The sequence below is a fragment of the Rahnella sp. NRRL B-41462 genome, assembly GCF_003263525.1.
In the GTDB taxonomy this organism is placed as follows: Bacteria; Pseudomonadota; Gammaproteobacteria; order Enterobacterales; family Enterobacteriaceae; genus Rahnella; species Rahnella aceris.
Map to the genome: position 1 here is coordinate 1 of NZ_JYDF01000140.1, position 16,758 is coordinate 16,758.

General features: G+C 56.0%; 12 protein-coding genes and 2 pseudogenes. 10 read left to right on the plus strand and 4 right to left on the minus strand.

Annotated features, from left to right (window positions below):
• A pseudogene (locus UC14_RS24485) lies at window positions 1–1,324 on the minus strand (flavocytochrome c); the annotation flags it as partial.
• Between the two features lie 577 nt (window positions 1,325–1,901).
• On the opposite strand from UC14_RS24485, the gene UC14_RS24490 reads away from it, so the two are divergent.
• The gene (locus UC14_RS24490) at window positions 1,902–3,413 is read left to right on the plus strand and encodes an anion permease (RefSeq protein ID WP_112198619.1); all 1,512 of its coding nucleotides are present in this window, start codon (window positions 1,902–1,904) and stop codon (window positions 3,411–3,413) included.
• Between the two features lie 65 nt (window positions 3,414–3,478).
• Here UC14_RS24490 and UC14_RS24495 read toward each other — a convergent pair whose 3' ends face one another.
• Complete coding sequence (locus UC14_RS24495; protein WP_013575621.1) at window positions 3,479–4,144, minus strand: GntR family transcriptional regulator; 666 nt, start codon at window positions 4,142–4,144, stop codon at window positions 3,479–3,481.
• Window positions 4,145–4,331: 187 nt separating this feature from the next.
• On the opposite strand from UC14_RS24495, the gene UC14_RS24500 reads away from it, so the two are divergent.
• From UC14_RS24500 to UC14_RS24530, 7 genes and pseudogenes are all read left to right on the plus strand, one after another.
• Window positions 4,332–5,825: an ABC transporter substrate-binding protein gene (locus UC14_RS24500; RefSeq protein WP_112198627.1), complete on the plus strand. Its 1,494-nt coding sequence runs from the start codon at window positions 4,332–4,334 to the stop codon at window positions 5,823–5,825.
• Window positions 5,822–6,667: an ABC transporter permease gene (locus tag UC14_RS24505; protein WP_112152443.1), complete on the plus strand. Its 846-nt coding sequence runs from the start codon at window positions 5,822–5,824 to the stop codon at window positions 6,665–6,667. The genes UC14_RS24500 and UC14_RS24505 overlap by 4 nt, the downstream gene beginning before the upstream one ends.
• A gap of 1 nt (window position 6,668) precedes the next feature.
• Window positions 6,669–7,583, plus strand: a complete 915-nt coding sequence (locus UC14_RS24510; RefSeq protein ID WP_013575624.1) for an ABC transporter permease — start codon at window positions 6,669–6,671, stop codon at window positions 7,581–7,583.
• Window positions 7,580–8,961 (plus strand): annotated as a pseudogene (locus UC14_RS24515) (M20 family metallopeptidase). The gene UC14_RS24510 and the pseudogene UC14_RS24515 overlap by 4 nt, the downstream one beginning before the upstream one ends.
• 63 nt (window positions 8,962–9,024) lie before the next feature.
• Complete coding sequence (locus UC14_RS24520) at window positions 9,025–10,023, plus strand: 1-aminocyclopropane-1-carboxylate deaminase/D-cysteine desulfhydrase (RefSeq protein ID WP_112198620.1); 999 nt, start codon at window positions 9,025–9,027, stop codon at window positions 10,021–10,023.
• 1 nt (window position 10,024) lies between these two features.
• The gene (locus UC14_RS24525; RefSeq protein ID WP_112198621.1) at window positions 10,025–11,023 is read left to right on the plus strand and encodes an ornithine cyclodeaminase; all 999 of its coding nucleotides are present in this window, start codon (window positions 10,025–10,027) and stop codon (window positions 11,021–11,023) included.
• Window positions 11,016–11,885 (plus strand): sulfurtransferase, encoded by an 870-nt coding sequence (locus UC14_RS24530; RefSeq protein ID WP_112198622.1) that lies wholly within the window; start codon window positions 11,016–11,018, stop codon window positions 11,883–11,885. The genes UC14_RS24525 and UC14_RS24530 overlap by 8 nt, the downstream gene beginning before the upstream one ends.
• On the opposite strand, the gene UC14_RS24535 is transcribed toward UC14_RS24530, so the two are convergent.
• Window positions 11,878–13,506 (minus strand): ABC transporter ATP-binding protein, encoded by a 1,629-nt coding sequence (locus tag UC14_RS24535; RefSeq protein ID WP_112198623.1) that lies wholly within the window; start codon window positions 13,504–13,506, stop codon window positions 11,878–11,880. The genes UC14_RS24530 and UC14_RS24535 overlap by 8 nt on opposite strands.
• A 449-nt stretch (window positions 13,507–13,955) precedes the next feature.
• Here UC14_RS24535 and UC14_RS24540 point away from each other — a divergent pair, with 449 nt between their 5' ends.
• Window positions 13,956–14,528, plus strand: a complete 573-nt coding sequence (locus UC14_RS24540) for a cytochrome b/b6 domain-containing protein (RefSeq protein ID WP_013575630.1) — start codon at window positions 13,956–13,958, stop codon at window positions 14,526–14,528.
• Between the two features lie 559 nt (window positions 14,529–15,087).
• On the opposite strand, the gene gstA is transcribed toward UC14_RS24540, so the two are convergent.
• A complete protein-coding gene (gene gstA / locus UC14_RS24550; RefSeq protein ID WP_112152438.1) occupies window positions 15,088–15,693 on the minus strand; it encodes a glutathione transferase GstA in 606 nt (201 codons plus the stop codon).
• A 130-nt stretch (window positions 15,694–15,823) separates the two neighbouring features.
• On the opposite strand from gstA, the gene UC14_RS24555 reads away from it, so the two are divergent.
• Window positions 15,824–16,732 (plus strand): LysR family transcriptional regulator, encoded by a 909-nt coding sequence (locus tag UC14_RS24555; protein WP_198670115.1) that lies wholly within the window; start codon window positions 15,824–15,826, stop codon window positions 16,730–16,732.
• The last annotated feature ends 26 nt before the right edge of the window (window positions 16,733–16,758 follow it).

The following is a 16,758-nucleotide window of genomic DNA, read 5'->3' on the forward strand; positions in this document are numbered from 1 at the left end:
CATCGACGTGCGGGCTGTTGGCGACCAGCATGCGCGTACGCAGGCTTTCGAAGGTGGTCGTGAAATCGACGTCCAGCGAGTCGTCTTTCACCAGCGCGATATCGGTAATACGGTCAGTGTCGAGCGTGACGCTGATTTTCAGTTTCAGCGCTTCGGCTTCGACTTTCTCCTGATACACCCCGGCTTTGTATTTACGGCCGGTGACGCTGGTGTCGCGGATCATGGCGTCAACCAGAGAGAAGCGCCACAGCGGTTCAGGGATGTTCAGTTCTTCGCGTTTATGGCTGTCGATAAACAGCTCAAGATGATCGTTATTGACGATGCGGTCAGCCCAGTCCGGATAAGCAATACAGGCTTTACCCACCGCGATCAGATCAAAACCGTATTCCAGCCCTTTTTCGGCATCAGCTTTATTGATCACGCCGCCGACGCCAATCACCGGCACTTTAGCCAGTGTTTCAGAGCGCATGGCACGGAATTTAGTGATCAGCGGCGTCGGGTCCTGCGTATCGACGATAGAGGGACGCAACAGTTGTCCGACCGAGAAATGCACATAGTCCAGCCCGCGCGCAGCGAGTTTTTCCAGCAGATACATCGTGTCGTCAAAACGGATGCCCGGCACTTCCAGCTCTTCCGGCGAAAAACGGTAGCCGATAATGAAGGAGGCGTCGGCAAAGCGCTCTGCCATTTTGTGGGTGATGTCGAGCACTTCCAGCGGGAAACGGGCGCGTTTGTCGCGGTCTCCGCCCCATTTGTCGGTGCGCTGGTTGGAATTCGGCGAGTAAAATTGCTGGATCAGATAGGTGTTTGCGCCGTGGATTTCCACACCATCGAAACCGGCTTTAATGGCGCGGTTAACGGCATCACCAAATTTGGTGATCATGGTTTCCACTTCTTCGCCGGTCAGTTCTTTTGGCCGGGTCGCGCCTTCACGGGGTGCAGCGATGGCGCTTGGGGCGACAGGCGTACGGCCGCCGATCAGCTCCGGTTCCACCATTCTGCCACCGTGGTAAATCTGTAAAATCGCTTTCGAGCCTTTGGATTTAATGGCATCGGCAATTTTCTTCAGACCGGCAATTTTATTGTCGCTGTCGATAGCGATAGCACCCGGAAACGCCGGGCCCATGCGGTCAATGAAGCAACATTCGACGATGATTGTGCCGATGCTGCCAGCACGGTCACGGTAATATTCCACCAGTTCACTGGTGACGGTACCGTCATAAAAGCCGGTGCAGGTAGTCATCGGGGCCATCAGCAGACGGTTTTTCAGTACCGCACCGTTTGGCAGCGTGAGCGGATTCAGTACCGGTGTCAGCTTATTCATTATGATCAACTCCGAAATCTGTAAGTCTTGAATTTTTCCATGACCGCATTACTTACCGTAAAAAACTACGTTTAATTAAGCAATCCGAAGCAGGCGAATATAGAAATCTGTTAGCTAATTTATTTGCATCAGGCGATGAAATTGGCGTTATAAACGTGCTGAAAACAGGAGTTGTTTATTTATCCGACACAGAAACCCATGCCACCTTCAATTGTTAATGATGAGTTGACAAAAATCAACATTAGAATAACATAAAAAATCTCACCTTCAAAATCATAGAGTTGACTGCAACAACTGGCGTTTACGCAAATTTACTCTACATTCACTTAAACGGATTATTTCGATAAATAAATAACCACACTTATTGTAATGATACCGTATTGATATAAGTGAATGTATTGCGTCATTCAGGCTAAGAATAAAAGTAACATCTTAATTTCGTCACAGTGGACCCGCTGTCATTGCGTACCGCTTAACGCATTTAAGTTCGAAAGAAATTAATGGTTTTCCGAATCAGAACACCATCTTTGATAACCGTGGCGTAACGCTCACACTCAATTACGGGCAGACAAAATTTATGAAACCCACATCGACATTGAATGTTCCCGGCAAGGCCGATCCGGCCTCCGGGGGACTAAAAAAACGTCTGATTATGTTGTTCCTGCCGGTGCTGGTGGCGGTGCTTTTACTGCTGACGCCGGTCCCCGCCGGGCTTGAACCCTATGCGTGGCATTTCTTCGCCATCTTTGTCGGCGTGATTGTCGGCCTGATTTTCGAGCCCTTGCCCGGCGCCGTGATCGGCCTGACCGGCGTGGTGGTGATCGCCCTCTTCAGTCAGTGGCTGTTATTCAGCCCGGAAGAAATCGCCAACCCGAAATTTAAGATGCCCACCGAGGCGTTCAAATGGGCGGTGAGCGGTTTCGGCAACTCGACGGTCTGGCTTATTTTTGGCGCGTTTATGTTTGCCGCCGGATATGACAAAACGCAGTTTGGTCGCCGTCTGGCCCTGATCCTGGTGAAATATCTCGGCCGTCGCAGCCTGACATTAGGTTACGCCATTACCTTTGCGGATCTGTTGCTGGCACCTTTCACGCCGTCCAATACCGCACGCAGCGGCGGAACCATTTACCCGATCATCGCCAACCTGCCGCCGTTATACGGCTCCAAACCCAATGACCCGAGTGCGCGCAAAATCGGTTCTTATCTGATGTGGGTGGCGATTACCGCCGCCTGTATCACCAGTTCGATGTTCCTGTCGGCGCTGGCCCCGAACCTGCTGGCACTGGCGCTGGTGAAAAGTATCACCGGCTTTACGATTTCCTGGGGTATGTGGTTCCTGGCGTTCCTGCCGCTGGGGGTGCTGCTGATCCTGACCATGCCTTTGCTGGCCTACTGGTTCTATCCGCCGGAAGTGAAGATTAATGACGAGGTGCCGCGCTGGGCGAAAAGCGAACTCGACAAACTGGGTAAGCTGTCGCGTAACGAAATCCTGCTGCTGATCTTTGTGTGTTCTGCGCTGCTGATGTGGATTTTTGCCGCTGCGTGGATTGAACCCGCGCTGGCTGCGTTGCTGGTCGTGGTACTGATGCTGTGGACCGGCGTGCTGAACTGGAACGATATCACCAGTAATAAACCGGCCTGGAACACCTTCGCGTGGTTTGCGACGCTGGTCGCGCTGGCGGATGGTCTGGCCCGCGTTGGTTTTATTGCCTGGCTGGGTAAAGAAGGCGGTCAGTTACTCGACGGATTCGACCCGCAGGTCGCGGCAGTTATGCTGCTGATTGCGTTCTTCCTGCTGCACTACCTGTTCGCCAGTACCACGGCGCATACCACCGCGCTGTTACCGGCGATGCTGACCATTGCGGCGGCTATTCCGGGCATCAATATGCCGGTTTACTGCCTGATGATGGTGACCTCGCTGGGCGTGATGGGGATCATCACCCCGTACGGCACCGGCCCTAGCCCGATTTATTACGGCAGCGGCTATCTGCCAACCAAAGACTACTGGCGCCTCGGTACCATCTTCGGCGCGATTTTCCTCGGCGGCATGATGCTGATTGCCTATCCGTGGATGGTGCTGATGTTCTGATGAACGACCCTGCCAGACTGCGTGTTGCAGTCTGGCAATGCCTCCTGACTCCCGGCAACCGCCCGTCACTCCTGTAGAAAATAATGCTTACCGAGAATGGCTGCGCCGTCATCAATCGATTTGTGGATAAGCTTCACGCAGCGTTTAGCATCGCCCGCTTCCAGCGCCACCAGCAGTTGATCGTAATTATGCTGGCCCTGCGCCATATGCGGTGACTGCGGATAAAGATAGTTAAAACACGGACCAATCTGCACCCACAACTGCTCAATCAGCGCGGTCAGCGTGGGCATCGCGGCCATTTCATACAGAGTGAAACGAAACTCCCGGTTAGCCTCTAAAGCGTCCTCAACGTTATTTTCCACTTTCGCCGCCATAAATCGGGTATTCAGCGTTTTCAGCAAAGCGAGGTGTTGCGCAGTGATCTGCCCGCAGGCTTGCGATACCGCCAGCCCTTCAAGATTTTTGCGGATAAGGGTGATTTCCTGATACCGCGCCAGCGCAATTTTAGGCACCAGAAAAGCCTGTGCAGGCGTCGCATCAAGCGCGCCCGCCGACACCAGACGCAGCAATGCTTCGCGCACCGGCGTCACGCTGGTGCCCAGTTTTTCAGCAATTTCTTTGGTCACCAGCCGCGCGCCCGGTTTGAGTACGCCGACAATTAATGCCCCTTTCAGTTTGGCCTCCACCTGCATAGTGAGGCTGACACGCTGCGCTTTTTCCATCTCAAACATCTGACGTTTTCCTTTAGCAAAATAATGGCTTTTCTTTTGCGGTTTAATCTGTAGCTTGCCAAAAATACATTATATAGGATATATCATGTATTGAGGAATTGAATACTGATTGACCGTTTTTGTGACGCACAACCTTCACGTTAATTCCGTCAACTCTTCTGGCGGCTTCACTTTGGGAATGACCGTAATGAGAATACCTGCCTTTAAACCGGCTTCACTGGCCCTGCTTATCAGCCTGACGACACCGGCTGCTTTCGCCTCTGAACTGGTGATCGCCCAGCCAGCTTCCGCCACGGCGATGGACCCGGGTTTCCTGAAAGAGTCTGCCACACTGGTGGATAACCTCTTTGATACGCTGGTGCTGCGCGACGCCAATATGCAGTTGCAACCGGGGCTGGCGACAAGCTGGAAATCACCCGATGATACCACCTGGGAGTTCACCCTGCGTCAGGGTGTGAAGTTCAGCGACGGCGAGCCGGTCAATGCGCAGGCGGTGAAATTCTCTATCGACCGTATTCTGGATCCTGCGAATCACGCGCCGACCATTTCGTATATCCGCACCATCAAATCCGTGGAAGTTACCGGCGATTATCAGGTGAAAATCCACACCACCGGCCCCGACCCGCTGCTGCCAACCCGCATGAGTCGCTACCCGACCTATATTGTGCCACCGGCGTATGTCACCAAAGTCGGTGCTGCGGAATTTGCCCGCAAACCGGTGGGTTCCGGCGCGTACACCCTCACCGCATTTATTCCCGATGAAAAAGTGGTGATGCAGGCCAATCCGGATTACTGGCGCGGCAAGCCCGCCATCGATACCGTCACCTGGCGTCCGATCCCGGAGGCCACCGGGCGCATCACCGCCCTGCTGACCGGCGAAGTACAACTGGTCGATGGCGTACCGGCCGATCTGGTGCCGGCGCTGAAAAACAAACCGGGCGTGCATCTCGAACAGGTAAAAAATGGCGGACTGACCATTTACCTCGGACTGAAGAACGACCAGAAACCGCTGAATGATGTGCGCGTCCGTCAGGCGTTATCACTGGCGCTGAACCGCACGGCCTATACCCGCGATTTACTGCACGGTTTCGGCACGCCGACCGGCACCATGGCCGGACCGAAAGATTTTGGCTATGAGGCGATCCCTGCACCGGCGCAGGACATCGCCAAAGCCAAAGCGTTACTGGCAGAAGCGGGCTATCCGCAAGGCTTCACCCTGCGCTTCCAGGCACCCCGCCGTTATATTGCCAGTGCAGACGTCGCCCAGGCGATTGTGCAGGATCTGGCAGCCATCGGCGTGAAAGCGCAACTCGAAGTGCCGGAATGGTCGGTCTATACCCAGCAGGTCGCGGCGCAGAAACAGGCACCGATGTACATGCTGGCGTGGGGATCAACACAGACGCTGGACGCCGATGCCGCGCTTTATCCGATCCTGCACTCCGGCGAGCCGTATTCTACGGTGAACTCGCCTGAACTGGATGCCCTGCTGAACAGCAGCCGTACCACGGTCGACCCGGCCAAACGTGAGAATATTTTGCAGCAGATACAGCAGGTTGTCGCCAGTCAGCAACCGCTTATTCCGCTGTACAAAGAAGATTCCCTGTATGCCAGTGCCGACAACGTGACCTTCACCGGCCGCGCCGATTCGCGGATCCCGCTGTTTGACCTGAGGATGAAATGATTTCACTGCGTACAACCCTGCAAAGGAAATCCCGCCGCCGGTTTTACGGCGACGGGCTCCTCGGCGGACTGTTGCTGCTACTGGTGATTGTTCCGGCGCTGCTGGCGCCGTGGCTGCCCCTGCCGGATCCGCTGACCAATGATCTGGCTGCGGCCTTTTCCTCGCCGGGCGGCCATCATCTGCTGGGCACCGATCAACTGGGGCGCGATTTGCTGTCGCGTATTTTATCCGGTACGCGGCTTTCGCTGATGGTGGTGTTGCTGGCAGCGTTAATTGCGGCGGTGACGGGCTCGGCGCTGGGCATGATTGCCGGTTATACCGGCGGCTGGCTCGACGCGCTGATCATGCGCCTGATGGACATCCAGCTGGCGGTGCCGTTCATCCTGCTGATCTTACTGGTGATGGCGCTGTTCGGCGCGTCACTCACCAATATCATTGTGATCATGGGCGTGACCAGTTGGGCGATTTATGCCCGTGTCGCCCGTGCCAAAACGCTGGAAATCCGCGAGCTGGAATTTATTGAATCGGTCAAAGCCATGGGATTTTCCACCCCGCGCATTTTGCTGCGCCACGTGCTGCCCAATCTGATGACCCCGCTGATCGTGCTGCTGACGCTGGATATTCCGCGCCTGATCGTGCTGGAAGCGTCGATTGGTTTTCTCGGCATGGGCATTCAGCCGCCGACGCCGACGCTCGGTAATCTGATCGGCGAAGGCCGTTCTTATATGCTGCTCGCACAGTGGCTGGTGCTCTGGCCGGGGCTGGTGATTGCCGCACTGGTGATTGGCTGCAACCTGCTCGGCGACAGCCTGCTGCGTAAAACCCACACGAGGCTCGACTGATATGCTGCGTTATATCTTGCAACGCCTCGGGCAGTCAGTGCTGGTGATGTTTGGTGTGTCACTGCTGATTTTTTACAGCCTGCACCTGACCGGCGATCCGGCTGCGGTCATGATGCCGCCGGGCTCCAGCCAGCAGGAAATCGACAATTTCCGCCACAGCATGGGCTTTGACCGTTCACTGACGTGGCAGTACTGGCATTATCTGACCGGTGTTTTACAGGGCGATCTGGGCGAATCACTGCGCTACAGCCAGCCGGTCACCGAACTCATCGGCCAGCGCGTTCCCGCCACCCTGCTGCTGGCCATTACCGCGTTACTCTGGAGTACCGTCGCCGGTTTGCTGCTCGGTATCGTCAGCGCGTTATATCAGAACACGCTATGGGATCTGGTCTCACGCCTGCTGGCCTTCAGCGGTCAGGCGGTGCCGGTGTTCTGGCTTGGCCTGCTGCTGATCATCGCCTTCAGCCTGAACCTGCGCTGGTTGCCGTCCGGCGGTTATGGCAGCGCCAGTCAGCTGGTGATGCCTGCCATCAGCCTCGGCGCGTATTACATGAGCGCCATTGCGCGGCTGATCCGCGCCAGTCTGATTGACGTTCTGCAACAAGATTACATCCGTACCGCCCGCGCCAAAGGGCTGAGCCGCTGGCGGATTGTGGTTCGCCACGGTTTACGCAATGCGCTGATCCCGGTCATTACTGTGCAGGGCATGTATTTCGCCTCGCTGCTTGGCGGTGCGCTGGTGACCGAAATCATTTTTGCCTGGCCGGGTATTGGTCGCCTCGCCGTTCAGGCGATCCAGAACCGTGATTTCCCGCTGGTACAGGCCATTGTGCTGCTTGCTGCATTGGTGTTTGTCGGCATCAACCTGATTATCGATTTGCTCTATGTGGTACTCAATCCGAGGATCCGCCTGTGACACATCCCGTTCCCCCTGCGCTGCAACCGACGCTCGATTTGCTCCATACGATGACGCCGTTCGCCAGTGTTTCCGGCCAGCTCAGCCCGCAGCGTGAGCTGGCGCAGTGGCTGGAAGACTGGATACACCAGAATCTGCACGGCGTGCCGGTATTGCCGGTCAGCCAGCAGAACGACGACAACACGCCGCCGCTGGTGCACATGCGCATTGAGCGTCAGGCGGCAAAAACGCTGGTGCTGTACAACATGTACGACGTGATGCCTGCCACGGACGAAGGCTGGGAATTCCCGCCCTTCACCGGCGGTATTACCGAATGGCCGGGCACCGGTGCGGTGTATATCGCACGCGGCGCAGAGAACAATAAAGGGCCACTGGCAGGCATGCTGATGGCGATAAAATCGCTGTGTGACGCAGGCGGGCCGGACGTTAATCTCGAGATCATTCTCGAAGGCGAGGAAGAAACGGGCAGTGGCCGGTTACGGCGTTACCTGGCGCAGGAACCCTGTCCGGTGCCGTCCGCCGGGGCGGTATTTTTCCCTTCGCTGTGTGAATACGGCGGCGGCGCACCTCGCGTGTATCTCGGTTTCAGCGGACTGAGCGGCGGCCGTTTACGGGTCAGCGGCGGCGCATGGGGTGGCCCTCACGCGGCTATCCATGCCAGTAACGCCAACTGGATTGCCAATCCCGTCTGGCGGCTGGTTCATGCCCTTCATGCCATTGCACCCGCCGAAAACAGCGGCGTCATCGCCCGTCAGACGGTGGATGAACCGGCAAACCGGCTGCTGCATACCCTGGCGCAACAGTTCAGCATCAGCGATGAACTGCACTTTCGCCGCAGTGAAAAATTGTCGGTCAGCGGCGATACGCTGGCCTGCCTGCAACAACTGATCAACGGCGCGGTGCTCAACATTTCAGAAATCTGCAGTGATCCGCAACAGGCGCGGGGCGTGATCCCGCACAGCGCCAGCGCGGAACTCGCGCTGCGCGTACCGCCGGGCATTGACGGTGAAAACCTGCTGGCGGCAATCCGCCAGACGCTCTGCCGGGCGGAATTCGACGGCGTGGAACTTGAGCTGGACGACAGTTACCCCGGCCACCGTTTCCCGCGCAACAGCCCCGGCGTCGATGCCCTGCTCGCCAGCTATCAGGCTCAGGGCGCGCAACCGCAGGTCTGGCCGTGGGCACCCGGCTGCGCACCGGCGTATACCTTTGCCCGCATCGCACCGGCCTTTCTGATTGGCGGCCTCGGCACGGCGGCAATGCGCACGGCGTGAATGAATTTGTCACCCTGTGCGGGCTGGAACGCTTTCAGCAATCCGTCACCGACTGGATCCGTTTTTACGCCCGCGACACCCCTTTTTCTGCTTTGCCGGAATAATCCGGCGAGGCTTTGCGTCAACATCCGGGAATGTTTTAAAAGATAATCACCAGGAAAATTATGATGAAACAAGCAGATGATTTTGAACGTGTTTCACTGGGATTCTTCCCCACACCGCTCGAACGCCTGAGCACACTCGGCGACTCACTCGGCATCACGCTGGATATCAAACGTGATGATTACACCGGCTTCGGCGGCGGCGGTAATAAAGTCCGCAAACTGGAATATCTGATGGCCGATGCCTGCCGCAAGCAGGTCAATGTGGTTATCACCACCGGCGGGCATCAGTCCAACCATGCCCGGATGGTGGCGGCGGCGGCGCGTAAGTTCGGCATGAAACCGGTGCTGGTGCTGCGCGGCCATCAGCCGGAAACCTATCAGGGCAATCTTCTGCTCGATAAACTGTTCGGCGCGGAGCTGGAGTTTCTCGACCCTGACGGCTATTTCACCCAGATTGAAGGGGCGATGAATGCCCATGCCGACGCGGCACAGGAACGCGGTGAAAAAGCGCTGATTATCCCGCTCGGCGGCGCCACGCCGCTCGGCGCGCTGGGTTATGTGCGCGCTATCGAAGAAATGGACGTCCAGCTTAAAGAACGTCATCAGTTGCCGCCGGACGTGATTGTCGCGCCGACCGGTTCCGGCGGTACGCTGGCCGGGCTGTATGTCGGCGCACGTAAATACTGGCCGGACACCAAAATCGTGGGTATCAGCGTAAGCGCCAAAGCGGAATGGTTCCGGACACGAATTTCCGCCATGGCGCAGGATTGTGCTGATTTGCTGGAATGGCCACAACACTGGACGCCTGACGATATCTGGATTGAAGACGAATTTGTCGGCACCGCCTACGGCGTGCCGTCTGACGGCGGCATTGATGCCATCTACCGTGTTGCGCAGGCCGAAGGTTTGCTGCTGGATCCGGTCTACACCGGCAAAGCCATGCACGGGCTGATCAGTCTGGTGGAGCAAGGCAAAATCAGCGCCGGTTCACGGGTGATTTTCGTGCACTGTGGCGGCTCACCGGCGCTGTATCCCTTTGCTCAGACCTTGCTGGAGCACTGAGATGACGCAGGGTTTTCGCTATCTGAATCAGCGGGATGTCATGGCGCTCGGCGGTACGCAGGCGCAGGCCGCGCTGGATGACGTGCGTGACGTTGTCACCTTAATGCGCCAGCAACAGACGCAGATGCCAGCGGAAACCCACGTCAGTCTTGCCGGTGCGCGGGGAAAAGCCTACGCGCTGCCCGCCTGCGTAGGCGGTCGTTTCAATGCCGCTGGCGTGAAATGGACGGCACATCGCCCCGATGCCCACGACGGGCTGCCGCAGGCGATGGCGATGACGCTGATTAACCGCGCAGATAACGGTCTGCCACTCGGGCTGGTGGAAAGCGCCGCGCTGACTGCCGCCCGCACAGCTGCCGTCTCGGCGCTGGCGTTACGCCATGCCGCACCGCGTCCCGTACAGCGCGTTCTGCTGCTCGGCACCGGCGTGCAGGCCACGGCGCATCTCGATATGCTGCGTCAGCTTTTCCCGGATCTGCAACAGGTCAGCTGGTGGAGCCGCAGCGCATCTGCTTTTGCCACAGACAGCGATAACCTGCCGTGGCCGCTGGTCCGAATCACCGGTTTACCGCACGCCTGCGCACAAGACATCGACGCCGTGATCACCTGCACCAGCGCCGCCGAACCGCTGCTGGGCGCGGAGGCAATCCGCCCCGGAAGGCTGGTTATTCAGGTGGGTTATCACGAAGTCGCGTTTGAGGCGATTGCCCGCGCCACAAAAGTGGTGGTCGATTTGTGGGGAGATTTCTGCGAAACCAGCGCCAAAAGCCTTTTCCAGATGTACCGCGCCGGGCAATTTTCGCCGGATCGCGTTGATGCTGATTTAAGCAATCTGCTGCTCGATGGCTGGCGACCTGCGCCGGATGACAGTGTGTATTTCTCCTCGTTTGGCCTCAACGTTTTCGACATCGCCCTGGCGGCCCGTGTGCTGGCACTCGCGCAGCAGCGGGGAACCGGCACGCTGTTACCGCTTTTTCCGGAGTCATTTTACCTTGCCTGATTACTCTGCTTTCCCCTTGCCGCGCATCATTATCAGCGCCGCAGAGCTGCGTGAACGCCAAAAAAATGGCGAACAGTTCGCGCTGATTGATGTGCGTGAGATCGCTCAGTGGCAGGCCGCAACCCTGCCGGGCGCGCATCATCTGAATGTTTATGATTACTTTATTCCCGACAGCACTGAAGCCGGTGTGAACAGCCTGTTCAATGCCTTTCAGCGTGCCTGGCAGTCGCTGGACATCCGTGACAACGTCACACCTGTTTTCTTTGAACAGCAGGTCGGTATGCGCTCCCCGCGCGGTGCGTGGTTTGCGCTGTGCGGCGGCATCTGCCAGCCGCTGGTGCTCGATGGCGGGCTGGATGCCTGGCAACGCGCAGGCGGCGAGCTGATGCCGGGAACCGGCAACAGCGCAGTGATAAGCGCAGAAAATCCGGATTACCGTGCGCCAGACAGTACGGTGATCGCGCAACTTAATTCGCTGACGGCCACGCGGACGGAAGTGCTTGCGGCACAGGCGTCCGACGCACAGATTCTGGACGCCCGGCGTCCGTCAGAATTCAGCGGTGAATTTGCGCATGAATGCTGCCACCGGGCAGGAAGAATTCCCGGTGCAAGATTGCTGTTCTGGGAGGATGTGGTGCATAACGGCGCGTTTCAGGATGCCGGAGAAATCCGCCATCGCGCGGAGAAAGCCGGACTGCATCCCGACCGGGGGATCATTATTTATTGTCACCGGGGCGCACGTGCCGCCACGGTATTCACCGCCCTGCAACTGGCGGGTTACAGGCAACTGGCCATTTATGTCGGATCCTGGCATGAATGGGCGGAACATCCTGAACTGCCCCTGCTGACGGGTTTTAACTGACGTTGCGCAGTTGCAACGCCTGCCTGATATCCGGCGCTGCCGCCAGTAAAGTTTGCGTATAAGGATGCTGCGGCGCGCCCAGCACCTGCGCCGTAAGCCCGCTCTCCACGATTTTGCCGTGATAAAGCACCACCACGCGGTCGCACACCTGTTTTACCGCAGCGAGATCATGGCTGATAAACAGCACGGTCAGACCGAGTTGTCGCCGGAGCTCATCCAGCAATGCCAGGATCTGCCCGCGAACCGAGAGATCTAACGCCGACACGGCTTCATCCGCCACCAGCAGTTCCGGCTCTAACGCCAGCGCACGGGCAATCGCCACGCGCTGACGCTGACCGCCGGAAAATGCGCCGGGCAACCGGCTGGCGTGGTGCGCTTCCAGCCCCACCAGCGTGAGTAATTCATCTACCCGCGCCTGAATCTGCCCGGCAGGACGCAATTTCCAGACACGAAGCGGCTCAGCAATTTGCTCACCGATGGTCATTTTAGGGTTCAGACTGGCGTACGGATCCTGGAAAATTATCTGTGCGCGGCTGCGCATTTTCTGCCGCGTGGCGTGACTGGCGCGGGTCAGGGAAACGCCATCAAATTCGATATCACCGCTGTCAGTTTCCGTCAGGCCAATGATCGCCCGCCCCAGCGTGGTTTTCCCCGAACCGGATTCGCCGATCAGCCCCAGAATTTCGCCGCGACGGATATCCAGCGACGTCGGGAAAAGCACCGTTTGCCGTTTTGCCGGAATGAAAGGTAAACGCTGCGCCTGCGGATAGCTTTTGGTCAGTTCGCGCAAACGCACCAGCGGCGATGCCGCGCTGATTTCTGCGCTGAACGGACGCGGTTCGGGCTGGGAAGCGGCGATCAGTTTGCGGGTGTAAGGTTCCTGCGGATCGGTCAGCAGTGTTGCCACCGGCCCTGCTTCCACCAGATTTCCCTGATGCATGACGTAAGCGCGGTCTGCGTAACGCGCCACCACGCTCAGGTCGTGGGTGATCAGCAGCACGCCCATCTCCATTTCCTGCTGCAATTCCAGCAGCAACGCCAGAATCTGTGCCTGAATGGTGACATCCAGCGCAGTGGTCGGCTCATCGGCAATCAGCAGCGACGGCTTACAACTGATGGCGCTGGCAATCATGACCCGCTGGCGCATGCCGCCGGAAAGCTGGTGGATATACTGTTTCGCCCGTTGCTCAGGATTCTGGATGCCGACCCGATCCAGCAAAGCGATGGCCTCACGGTGCGCCTGCTTCCAGCCCAATCCCAGATGGCGCACCAGCACTTCAGCTATCTGTTCACCGACTTTCAGCACCGGATTCATGCTGGTCATCGGTTCCTGAAAAATCATCCCCAGCCGTTTACCGCGCACAGCCGTGTCAAACGCGCCCTGCGGGCTGGCAATCTGTTTATCAGCCAGCCAGATTTCACCGCCCGTCATACTCACACCCGGCGGCGGCAATCCCATCAGCGCCAGCGAACTCAGCGTTTTACCGGAACCGGATTCCCCCACCAGCGCCACCATTTCACGGCAATTCACCTGCAGGGAAAGCGGTTTGACCAGCGGTAATCCGGCATCGGTATGAATGGCGAGGTGGCGAACGTCGAGCAAGGGTCTGGCAGTCGTCATGGCGGTGATCCGGCGAAGAATTAAGCACTGAGAATATATCGTATATTATCAACCGACAACCTTAAAGACCGCCGTCGATAGATTAATTTCTGCTAATTAATCATGATTTATCAGGGTTTCACCCTCAGTCACAAAAACCTGCCGGAGGGATTCGCAGAAAAGGCAGGTTAAGGGTATGCATGAGGAAATAATGTCGTCGGGCTGAAATGACAGCAACAGGGGTGCGTTATTTGCCAGATAGCATAAATAATCCCGGCAAAACGCGTTTGCCCATGGGTTCAGTTAATAGGCCAAAATGCCGATGGTAATAATAATAGTTATCACTTCTCAATATTTATTGCCACGTTGACGGAATGAGAACGTGCTGGCAAATAATTTTAAAATTAAGGTTAAGCTAATAATTCTTTCGTAAGATTCAGAATGTCGATCAATCCATTAAGGCAATCGCTATGAAATCACGAATTTGGAATATGTTACCCCATGAGTACGCCCCTTTTTTTCGTGCCCTGCACATCGTTGTGGCACTTTTAATACTTTCACAAATTATCAACTCCAACTTTACTGAAACTGAAGCGCTTGCCGGGCATGGCCTGGACAGCGTGATAACCTGGGTGCATGTAATTTCCGGGTCAGGACTGATTATCTGTGGCTTCCTGATGCTTGGCTGGATGATGACCCAGAGAGGTTTTACTTACTATTTTGCCTGGGCTAAGCTGGATTTTGAGGGTATTAAACAAGATATCAATACGCTGATGAAATATCGCTTACCTGAAGCCCATTCCGGTGGCATTGCCAGTACTATTCAGGGGCTTGGTGTTCTGGCGTTATTATGCGTAGCCATATCGGGTGGATTATGGTTCTTACTCAATACTGTTGAATCTGATTTAGCGGATAAAATTATCGGGTGGCATAAGTTCCTTACTACTTTTATTGAAGTCTATTTTTATGCGCACGGTGCAATGGGGATTTTACACCTGTTAATTGAACGATATAAAAACCACTCACCGGCTATTAATGATTAACTTATTGCAGGCTGAGTCATGACATTTAATCATTTTTAATGATGTGATATCGCCTTTGGCGCGAAAAGCCACGCTCGCTGGGGTTGGCCGCGGATGAGGCGATCTCCTGTCGTTTATTGCCCCCCTGAATGCGCAATTATTGTTCCGGCCTGAATGCATCAGGCCTCAAGAGACCTCCGGGCAAATGCTGTCTGTCAAACCTGCTCCACCGTACCGGGGCTTCCTGAAGCTGTAACGCGACCAGATTCCCCCGTTCTGCCCGCGAAAGTCTCGCGCTGGCGGCAGAGTTCTAAATCTCTTTCACCCGGGACGAGTCGTACACCTCCTGGGCCCGTTCCATTTCTGCTCCATGCTCCAGCGCCCATTCGTACAATGCAATAAACGTGAGAATTAAAATCGACCATTTATTAGTGATGTTTTCAAGAACAGGACGGGTTTTAGCTGTAACGTCCGCTCTGGCACTAAACGCCCCACAAAAAGGATGTCACTGGGCAGCGGGAAGCGGATCTTTTACTTTGCACCTGTCAGACATTTGCATCCGCCATAAGCTTTATCGGGCTTATTGAGATGCTTCTGCAAGTAAGGCAGCCTGCACGGCAGGACGCGCATTGATATTTGCCATATACGCCGTTAATACAGGCCAGCGATTCAGTTCGATGGAAAAGAATTTACACCAACCCAGCACGGTGAAAAGGTAAGCATCAGCAACGCTGAACGAGGGGCCCGTCAGATAGGCTTTTTCATTGAGCGTATCCTGCAGAAAATCGAACCGCCGGAAGAGCTTTTCACGAAAGATCGTTCTGACGTCTTCAGGCAATGTGGAGTTGAACAGCAGTGCGGACCCCGCATGTATTTCACTGGTGATAAAGTTTAGCCATTCCTGCAGACGCACTCGCGCCCAACTGTCCGCTCGCGGTGCCAGCCCCCTTTCCGGCTTCAAGTCAGCGAGGTATTGCACAATGGCCGGCCCTTCGGTGAGTATCTGACCATTGTCCAGTTCCAGCGCGGCGACATAGCCTTTTGGATTAATGATACGGAAGTCACGTCCGTCTGCGGTGAGCTTGCTTCTGTTGTCCACTTTGACCAGTTCAAATTCAAGCCCGAGCTCACGCAACACGATGTGGGGTGAAAGCGAACAGGTGTCAGGGGCGTAATAAAGTTTCATGGTCTCTCCGATAAAATTGAAAAGCTTTTTAGCAATATGCTGGCCGTTCCTGAACACACTGTGCGTAATGTGTCTCATGCTGTAAAATTAATGATTCATAAATTAACTATTAGCTGAGCTACTGATACCTATGATGAATCTTTTGCACTGGCGTTTACTGGTCGCCGTGGCGGATGCCAGCAATATCTCACGCGCCGCTGAAGAGGTGGGAATGACTCAGTCCGGCGCCAGTCAGGCTATCGCCCAGTTAGAGGCTTCACTTGGGTTCCCGGTGTTCACGCGTGAGCGTCGACACATCGGCGTCACCGCGCTGGGTGAGCAGGTTATCGAACAGGCAAGGATAATGCTTGAACGGCTGAACGCCATCCGCGTGCTGGCTGATGAGAGCCGCGGTTTAAAGGGCGGACGCATTCGCCTCGCCAGTTTTCCCTCGGTGACGTCCACATTTTTGCCTGGGCTGCTGCGCGACTTTAAGCGTCTGCATCCGGGCATCGACGTGGTGGTACTGGAAGGTACAGACGAGGAAGTGGAGGAATGGATTGCAGCAGACACTGTGGATCTGGGTGTGGTCATGAATCCCGAACCGGGACGAGCAGACGTTGTATTGGGACAGGATGCATGGGTGGCGGTCATGCCATCCCGTCATCCGCAGGGACAGAATGCAAAGGCGGATGGCATAACGCTAAAGGCACTGGCAGGCCAACCCTTTATTCTCGCGACAGGCGGATGTGTCGTTAATGGAAAAAGTCTGATGGAGCAGGCAGGCTTGCAGCTCTCTGATGTACGCGTAAAAGTACGGGATTGGGTCAGCGCCTGCATGCTGGTGCGTGAAGGCATGGGTGTGACACTGATTCCGGAATCTGCCCTGCCAGCTGAATTGCGAGGCCTGTGCGTGCTGCCGGTGACACCTTCTATACACCGTGAATTTTGTCTTGTCTGTTCGCCATCCGGAAAGTCTTCTGGTGCGACACAGGCATTACTGCAAGGGCTGCGTAAAAGAGGATGTACACATTTTGATTATTCTATCCAGTGTCAGTAACCTGGCAGTTGCAACGTCGAACTGGC